Raw genomic sequence first — 8,178 nt, 5'->3', positions numbered from 1 at the left:
CATCACGACCGTCCGCGAACTCGCGATGTCGCCGAAAGAACCGCTGATGAAAGAGTTCGGACCCAACACCGGGCCCTACATCCGCATGCTCGGTCGTGGTGGTGGCAGCGCCGTCGTCGACGACACGCCGTGGGTCGCACGCGCGCACGGGCGCGAGACGACCTACCAGCAGAACCTCACCACTCCGGAAGAGATCACGAACGCGATCGAGGCGCTGGCTGAGCAAGTGGTCGCCGACATCCGCCGCGAGGAACGTCCGTGCGTACGGGTGCATCTGAAGGTGCGCTTCGCGCCGTTCTTCACCGTCACCCGGGTGCGCAAGCTCCCGGAACCGACCTTCGACGCCGACGTGATAGCCCAGACGGCGCGGGACTTGCTGGCCAAGTTGGACGATGACCGCCCGATCCGGCTCCTCGGTGTCCGCGCCGAGATGACCGAGCCCGCGGCACAGCCGCCGCCCACGTCGGCCTGAACTCACCGCTCAGCTCCCACGCCTTCCGGACCTCCGGCGACGGCGTCACCCGCCGGTGGCGTCGGCACCTCGTCGCGTTCTCGGCGGACCCGGCCACCGGCGAGGACGCGGCGCAGCGTGCGCGGGTGCATGAGACGCTGCGGGCGATCGAGCATGCCGATGGTCCGGATGACCGCCGCGGCGACCTCGGGATCATGGTGGGCCACCGGCAGCAGCCGCTGCAGGTAGGTCTGGGTGAGCCGCCACGGCAGCGGCCGTGGGCCGTCGACGTCGGGGTTGGCGAGGTCGGAGCCCGTCGCGAGGTCCCACGCGTCGCGCACGACCGGCCGAGCTGCGGCGAGGAGCCGCTTGCCGACCTGCTGATTCCCGTGCCGGTCCACCACCCGGCCCAACTCGATCGCCTCGGTGATGGCCACGGTCATTCCCTGCCCGAACCGCGGGTCGAAGGAGCAGACGGCGTCACCGCTGACCGCGTACCCCTCCGGCAGGCGGCGCAGCCGGTCGTACCGGTGCCAGGAGAACGCCGGGAAGGCCATGGTGAAGGCGTCGCTGACCGGTTCGGCATCGCGGACGATCTCGTGCAGGTCGTTCACCCAGAGGCTGCCGGCGTAGTCGGTGAAGCCGGTGATGTCGGTCGGCGGTCGCTCGCCCAGCATCCCCATGAGGGTGACCAGCCACCGTCCGTCCTCGATGGCCAACGCGACGCCGCCACGGCGGCTTCCGGGCGGGATGTCCACCACGACGTTGCGGCATCCGCCCAGGTCGCCGTCGGTACGGCGGAACAGGCGCGTGGTGTAGTGCACGCCGACCATCAGGCGATCCTCGTTCGGCGGCCGGTATCCCAGATCGGCCAGCCAGCGCGGCGACGGCGAGCCTCGGCCCGTCGTGTCGACCACCAGGTCGGCCGACAGTGTGCGCGTCTCGTCCGTGACGGCCTCGGACCGCAGCCGCACCCCGGTCACCCGTGTGCGGTCGTCGGTGGTCGTCAGGTTCCGAGCGCTCCACCCGTCGACGAACTCGACCCCGCTGAGGGCACGGACCCGGTCGCGCACCACGCTCTCGATCAGTGGCCGGGTCGCTCCTACGACGCGAAGCGCATCGGTGAGATTCAGCCGATCCCCGCCCATGTAGAAGCGCCACTCCGGGGCCGCGATGATGTGCGCGCCGCGGGCCGCGAAGTCCTCGGTCACACCGGGGAGCAGCTGCTCCAGCCGGACCACCCCGCCGGGCACGAGCAAGTGGATGTGCCGGTCCTGCGGCACACCTCGCCGCCGGTCCGGCTGATCGGGCAGGACGTCTCGATCGACCAGCGTCACCCGGTCGAACCGTTCAGCCAGCGCAGCAGCGTGAACGAGCCCGGCCATGCTGGCGCCGAGCACGACGGCATGGGATCGATGCGTTGTCATGGCGCTCCTCACGTCAGCGGTGTTCGCTCACGCTACGAACGGGGCGCCGAGCCTCGCGTCGGCAGAACGATGCAACTCACGACGCAACGCGGCTACACCATCGTGTGTACGGCGTCAGACGAGGTCGTGCTCGTAGGCGAAAGCCGTGAGTGCGGAGCGGTTGGGCAGGTCGAGCTTGGTGAACACGTTGTGCAGGTGTCTTGCCACCGTCTTCTCGCTGATGACCAGCTCCGCAGCGACCTCCCGGTTGGTGCGCCCGCCCACCACGAGCCGAACCACCTCGAGCTCGCGGGCGGTCAGTCCGCTCGGCGGGTGGGCCGCTGGTGCGTCGAGACGCTGGAGGTCGGGCGTGGCGCCGACCTCGTCGAAGACCTTCGCCGCTGCTCGGTGTTCGAGTGCCGCGGTGTCGTCGTCACCGAGTTCGCGCAGCGCCCGTGCGATGAGCACCCGCGTGCGGGCCACTTCGTAGGGCGCCTGTAGCTCGAGCCAGCCCGAGCGAGCTTCTTCCAGGGCGCGCACGGCGGCGCCCGGTTGATCGTCGGCGAGCAGCACCGCTCCCCGGGCCTGGGCGGTCACCGCCTGGACCAACGGCGTACCGAGTGACTCGGCCAGCTCCGTGAGCTCAGTGGTGGCGGCCCAGGCGGCCGGCGTATCGCCGACGGCGAGCATCACCTCGACGCATGCGCCCAACAGGTGCGCCCGGGGACGGGGATCACGGGCCTCGTCACTCACCCGCGGGTACGGGTCGCTCGTCTGGTCGATGATGCGGTGGACGGCTGCGGCGGCGGCCTGTGTTCGCCCTTGATCCAGCCACAGCAGCGCCAGGCCCGGGTGCGGGTCGTGACCCAAGGCGGCCGCTTGCTCGAACGCGGATTCGGCGGCTGCGTACTCACCTTGCAGACGATGCAATTCAGCACGCTGGTAGTACGCCATGGCCGCTGCTGGGTCCGGGGGTATGGACAGCCGCTCGCATGCTTGGTCGGCTTCGGCGACGGCCTCGGCCCAGTCGCCCCGCAGCCGGGCCAGCTCCGAGCGATGCACCAGGCATTGGCCGCGGAACGGCACGAGCCCCGGCTGGTCGGCGCACCACTCGGTCAGCGAGGCCGTCCATTCCTGGGCCCGGCGCACGTCGAAGACCTGTTGGCAGGCCAGGATCACCCCGCAATAGACGATGCCTGGCGTGATCGGCGAGACCCGTGCGGCATCGACGCCGGCCATGACCTCGTCGAGCAGCTGCATCCCGGGTTGTTCGGCGCCCATCCGGAGCAACGCCTGAGCCTGCCCCAGTCGGGCGAGAGCGACGAGGTCCGGTTCATCGAAGCGATCGCCGATGGCAGCGGCCTGGTCGAATGCGGCGTGCGCGGCTTCGGCGTCGCCGACGTCCAGCGCCCGCAGCGCCGCCGGAAGCAGCACGTAGCCGCGTTCAGCGCAGTCACGCGGGGCGCGCTCATGGACGAGACGCTGCGCCCGCGCGATCCATCCGCTGCCCCGAGCCTCGGCACCCCTCGCGGTGATCAGCACCATGCCCAGCCAGAACGCACACCTGGCGGCCGCCTGCACCGCTCCGGCCTCGTCGAACGCCTGATACGCGCGGGCCCAGCGGTCCTCGGCGACGTCGTCTCTGCCGGTGAGAAACGCGCTGACCGCGAGGCGCTGGAGGTCGTCGGGACCCAGCGAGCCGGCTTCATCGGCGGCAACCAGCCGGGCATACGCCTCGTCCCAGGCCCGGCGATCGAACGCCGCGTGCGCCTGCTCGAGTTCGCGCGACCCGTCGGTCACGGCGCCTGCCTCCGTCCAGGATCGGGGCACGGATGGCAGCGATCACCGCGATGGTGCACGGTTCATCGTGCCCTGTGAGCTCACTCTAAAGTCACGCGTCGGCCAGGCGATAGACCGAGACGTGCGACCCGGACTCCGCGGTGAACGCCGTCCCCGTCCAGTCGGCGTCCCTGGACTCCAACTCCATTCCGGCGAGTTGGGCCATCAGGTCGAGCTCGGCAGGCCAGATGTAACGGTGCGGGCTGCGGGACACCTCCGCCTCTCGACCGGCACCGAAGCGGAAGTGATGCGAGACGAGGTGCTGGTTCACCACGTCGTACACATCCAGGCCGATGTAGCCCGGCTCCTGCCGGAACACGGTGGCCCCCTGACCCGGCGGCAACGTCCGCAGGTCGGGCACGCCCAATTCGATGACGAACCGACCCCCGGGCCGCAGGTGACGGGCCGCGTTGCGGAAGCAGGCGACCTGCTCGGCCTGGGTCAGCAGGTTCGAGATCGTGTTGAACACCAGATACACGAGGCTGAACTCACCGGGGGCGGTCGCCGTAGCCATGTCGCCGACCACCACCGGGATCGTCGACTCGTCCACTTTGGTACGAAGTTGATCGATCATCGGCTGGGACAGCTCGATTCCGGTGACCGGCACTCCGCGCTCGGCCAGCGGAACCGCTACCCGACCGGTGCCGATGGCGAATTCGAGCGCCCGCCCGTCGTCGGCCAACTCGGCCAGCCGCTGCGCGGTCGCTTCCAGCACCTCGGGTGCGAACATCCCGACCCCGGGTGTGTCGTACGTTCGCGCCGCCTCGGCGTCCCAGATCTCGTCCTGTCTCATCGCGTCGACCCTGCCAGCAGGCGGCGCGGCGCGTCGAACCGTTTTCTGCCGGGTATGACCCCGGGGGTTCAGGGACGGCTCACCTCGACACGGAGGATGCGGTCGTCACCCTCGCGGGGGTCGGTGCCGCCCCAGGTGGCGCGATCGGTATTGGACGTGACCAGCCACAGCGACCCGTCCGGTGCGAGCCCGACCGTCCGGATGCGGCCGAAATCACCGACGAAGTGATCGATCGGGTCGGCTGTAGCGACGCCGTCCTCGACCGGCAGTTGCCAGAGCCGCTGACCGCCGAGAGAGATGAGTCGTCGGTGGCGGCGTTCTCCGGCTCGAACGCATCCCCCGTGCCGATCCAGAGGTGGCCGTCCGGCATCCCGCCACCGACCGGACGGAAGGCTGCTCATCAGGCGGCCCCACCGTTGACGTAGATCACCTGTCCGTTCACCCAGCGGGCGGGCCCTGCGAGGAAAGCGACCGTCTCGGCGACATCGGCCGGGGTCCCCAACCGCTCCATCGGGTTCGCTGCGGCGATCTGGTCGATCGCTTCCTGGGTCTTGCCCTCGAAGAACAGCGGCGTGGCCGTCGGGCCGGGCGCGACGGCGTTGACGGTGATGTCACGCCCGCGCAGTTCTCGCGCGAGAATCAGGGTCAGGGACTCGACGGCGCCCTTGGAGGCCGCATATGCGCCGTACGTCGGGATCTGCAGGCGGGTCACCGACGTGGAGAAGTTGATGATCGCACCACCACTGCGCACCCGTTGAGCAGCCAGTTGATCGACGACGAACGTGCCGCGCACGTTGGTGCGCTGGACGCTGTCGAACGTCTCCAGATCCATGCGGGCGATCGGTGCCAGCGGCATGACCCCAGCGGTGTGGACGACGACGTCGACACCGCCGAACGTGCGCTCCGCGGCGTCGAACATCGCTTCCATCGCCACTTCGTCCGCTACGTCGCCGGCGACGGCGATGGCTCGGCCGCCGGCCTGTTCCACAGCGCTCACCGTCTCTTCGGCGCGATCCTTTCGGCCTGCGTAATGCACGACGACGGCGAAGCCGTCGGCGGCCAGCCGCTCGACCGCGGCCCGGCCGATGCCGCCGGACCCGCCTGTGACGATCGCGACGCGGTCTGTGTTGGTCATGATTCGACCCTCGCTAAGATATGGACTGAATGTACATTTAGACTGTACGCCTAAATAGACAGGTCGTCCATATCTAGGGGTGCGGAATGTCCGAGAGCACGGGTACTCGACGGGGACGCGGCCGTCGCCCAGCCGCTGAAGTCCGCGCGGCCGTGCTGGCCGCGGCAGGGCGCATCCTGCTCCGAGATGGCCTACCAGCAGTGACGTTCGACCGCGTCGCCGCCGAAGCAGGGTCCAGCAAGATGACGCTCTACAAGTGGTGGCCGTCCCCGGGCGCACTCGCCGCCGAGGCGTACTTCACCCAGAGCGAACCGATCCTGGACTTCGCCGATACCGGCGATGTGCGCCGCGATCTGATCACCCAGTTGCATGCCTTTGTGCGGTGGCTGAACGACGAGGGCGCCAAGCAGCCGGTGTCCGAGCTCATCGGCGCGGCGCAGATGGATCCGAACCTCGCCGAGGCGTGGTCGACGAGCTATGCGTTGCCCCGACGCGAACTCGCCCGGCAACGCCTCCGCATCGCGCAGCAACACGGTGAGCTACGCGAGGACGCCGACCTCGACATCATCGTCGACCAACTGTGGGGCGCCTGCTACCACCGACTGCTCGTGCTCAAAGTGCCCTTCGACGACTCGATCGTCGAGCGGCTGGTCGATCAAGCGCTCTACGGAGCAGCACCGCGCGACGAGTGATGGCGCGCCGGGGTCAGCTCAGCAACACCTCGGCCTTGGGTGTGCGCACATAGGCGACGGTGCGCCCTTGCCGGTGCCGGGCGAGCAGACCGGAGCGGACCAAGCGGTCGAGGTGGGTGCTGATACCGCCCGCGGCCAGCCCCGTGGCTCGCGCCAGCTCCATCGTCGTCCGGGGATCCTCGGTCAGGGCGAGAAGCTGTGCCCGGGTGTGCCCGAGGACGGCCGCGAGATCACTTCCGTCCTCGTGACCGGCCTGCTCCCACAACGCTCCCACCCCTCGCGTGGGATACCGCAGGACCGGCTGCCACGGATCGGTCGCCTTGACATAAACGTGCGGCCAGGCGAACACCGACGGGACCAGGACGAGACCCCGTCCGCTGAGCGTGTGGGTGACCTCGCTCGTCGGCTTCTCGATGAGCAGGCGTCCGTCCATGGACCAGCTGACCGCTGGATCGAGGTCACCGAAGAGCGCGGCCGGCCCGGCGTTGGCGAGCTTGCGTCCCCGGTGAACCACGTCACCCTCCAGCAGTGCCACCATCCGTGGCCAGTGCGCCGCCAAGGCCGTCGCCCAATAACGGTGCATCTGCTCCCGCAGCAGCGCCGGTACTCGGTCCGGCTCACGCACGAGGGCCTGGACCGCGGCCGGCGGCTGAGGGCCGCTCAGGTGCTGGATCTCGGTGATGATGACAGCCGGATCGACCGCCAGGATCGCGTCGATCTCCTGCTCGGGATCGCCCGGCGTGCCCTGCGGTGTCGCGGCGAGGAAACCCGGCAGCGGGCCGGTACCGCGCGTGAGTGCGACCAAGGCTTGCAGGTCAGGATCGGCCAGGACCTCTGCGCGGTGCCGTCGCACCCAGGGCACATGCGCCGCATGAGCACCGGGCGCTGCCAAGACCCGAAGGCTGATAGCCAGTTCCCAACTCGGTGAGATCGCGAAGCGCACGTTCGCCAGGTCACTCATCGCCAGCTCGATGGTGATCACGAGAATTCACTCTAGAGTGAATGGTCGGTTTTGACGCTGCCGCGCGGTCCACCATCGTGGAGATGAACGCACTTTGGCTCCGAGGCGCCCACCCATCGCCGATGATCACAGGAGATGTCATGACCATTCCATCCGTGGCCCTCAACGACGGCAACACCCTGCCCGCCGTCGGCTTCGGGACCGTCTCTCTGCGTGGGGAAGACGGCATCACCGCCATGGTGAATGCCCTGGAGGCCGGCTACCGCCTGCTCGACACGGCCGTGAACTACGAGAACGAGGTCGAGGTCGGTGAGGCGGTCCGCAGGTCCGGACTGTCCCGGAACGAGGTGCAGATCGCGACGAAGGTTCCCGGGCGCCACCATCAGTACGACCTGTGCATCCGCTCCGTGGAAGATTCGCTGAAGCGACTGCGCAGCAACTACGTCGACCTCGTGCACATCCACTGGCCCAACCCCAGCGTCGGGCTGTACGTCGAGGCCTGGCGCGCTCTCGTCGACCTGCGCGAGCGCGGGCTCATCCGATCGGTCGGGGTCAGCAACTTCACCGAGCAGCACCTGGCCGCGGTGATCGATGACAGCGGCGTCACCCCGGCGGTGAATCAGATCGAGATGCACCCATTGTTTCCGCAGGAGGAGATGCGTGCGGTGCACCGCCGCCTAGGCGTCGTCACCGAGGCGTGGAGCCCGTTGGCCAAACGCAACGCCCCGTACGACGCGGAACCGATCACTGCCGCGGCACGTGCACACGACGTCACCCCGGCCCAGGTCATCCTCCGCTGGCATCTGCAGTTGGGATCACTGCCCATCCCGAAGTCGTCCAACCCCGAGCGGCAACGCACCAACCTCGATCTGTTCTCGTTCGAGCTCACCGCGGACGAGGT

8 protein-coding genes and 1 pseudogene are annotated in these 8,178 nt (G+C 69.0%); 3 read left to right on the top strand and 6 right to left on the bottom strand.

From position 1 onward, the window contains the following. Positions 1–472: pseudogene (locus tag M6444_RS18650) on the top strand (DNA polymerase IV); the annotation flags it as partial. A gap of 2 nt (positions 473–474) precedes the next feature. On the opposite strand, the gene M6444_RS18645 reads toward M6444_RS18650, so the two are convergent. The 5 genes from M6444_RS18645 to M6444_RS18625 form a co-directional block, all read right to left on the bottom strand. Beyond that, positions 475–1,878, bottom strand: coding sequence for a hypothetical protein (locus tag M6444_RS18645; RefSeq protein WP_298330947.1), 1,404 nt, complete (start codon positions 1,876–1,878; stop codon positions 475–477). A gap of 114 nt (positions 1,879–1,992) precedes the next feature. After that, positions 1,993–3,657: a LuxR C-terminal-related transcriptional regulator gene (locus M6444_RS18640; RefSeq protein ID WP_298330945.1), complete on the bottom strand. Its 1,665-nt coding sequence runs from the start codon at positions 3,655–3,657 to the stop codon at positions 1,993–1,995. 91 nt (positions 3,658–3,748) lie between these two features. Continuing rightward, entirely contained in the window at positions 3,749–4,489 is a 741-nt protein-coding gene (locus tag M6444_RS18635) for a class I SAM-dependent methyltransferase (protein WP_298330943.1), read from the bottom strand. Between the two features lie 68 nt (positions 4,490–4,557). Beyond that, positions 4,558–4,890, bottom strand: a complete 333-nt coding sequence (locus M6444_RS18630) for a hypothetical protein (RefSeq protein WP_298330941.1) — start codon at positions 4,888–4,890, stop codon at positions 4,558–4,560. Further along, positions 4,890–5,624: an SDR family oxidoreductase gene (locus M6444_RS18625; protein WP_298330939.1), complete on the bottom strand. Its 735-nt coding sequence runs from the start codon at positions 5,622–5,624 to the stop codon at positions 4,890–4,892. The genes M6444_RS18630 and M6444_RS18625 overlap by 1 nt, the downstream gene beginning before the upstream one ends. Before the next feature lie 86 nt (positions 5,625–5,710). Between M6444_RS18625 and M6444_RS18620 the strand changes: the two genes are divergently transcribed. Continuing rightward, positions 5,711–6,316 carry a TetR/AcrR family transcriptional regulator gene (locus tag M6444_RS18620; RefSeq protein ID WP_298330937.1) on the top strand — a complete coding sequence of 202 codons (606 nt, stop codon included), beginning with the start codon at positions 5,711–5,713 and terminating at the stop codon, positions 6,314–6,316. A gap of 13 nt (positions 6,317–6,329) precedes the next feature. On the opposite strand, the gene M6444_RS18615 is transcribed toward M6444_RS18620, so the two are convergent. Beyond that, positions 6,330–7,298 (bottom strand): DUF5937 family protein, encoded by a 969-nt coding sequence (locus tag M6444_RS18615; protein ID WP_298330935.1) that lies wholly within the window; start codon positions 7,296–7,298, stop codon positions 6,330–6,332. A gap of 119 nt (positions 7,299–7,417) precedes the next feature. Here M6444_RS18615 and M6444_RS18610 point away from each other — a divergent pair. After that, positions 7,418–8,178, top strand: a 761-nt coding sequence (locus M6444_RS18610; RefSeq protein WP_298330933.1) for an aldo/keto reductase, incomplete at its 3' end; no start/stop codon positions are given.

This window comes from Haloactinopolyspora sp., from assembly GCF_027324685.1.
Taxonomy (GTDB): Bacteria; Actinomycetota; Actinomycetes; order Jiangellales; family Jiangellaceae; genus Haloactinopolyspora.
The sequence above is the reverse complement of the archived record's forward strand: the minus strand, read 5'-3'. Positions and strand labels throughout refer to the sequence as shown.

Excerpts from the sequence above, each read along its gene's own strand:
- M6444_RS18630 (WP_298330941.1), bottom strand. The coding sequence starts at position 4,890 with ATGAGCAGCCTTCCGTCCGGTCGGTGGCGGGATGCCGGACGGCCACCT.
- M6444_RS18635 (WP_298330943.1), bottom strand. The coding sequence starts at position 4,489 with ATGAGACAGGACGAGATCTGGGACGCCGAGGCGGCGCGAACGTACGAC.
- M6444_RS18625 (WP_298330939.1), bottom strand. The coding sequence starts at position 5,624 with ATGACCAACACAGACCGCGTCGCGATCGTCACAGGCGGGTCCGGCGGC.
- M6444_RS18645 (WP_298330947.1), bottom strand. The coding sequence starts at position 1,878 with ATGACAACGCATCGATCCCATGCCGTCGTGCTCGGCGCCAGCATGGCC.
- M6444_RS18620 (WP_298330937.1), top strand. The coding sequence starts at position 5,711 with ATGTCCGAGAGCACGGGTACTCGACGGGGACGCGGCCGTCGCCCAGCC.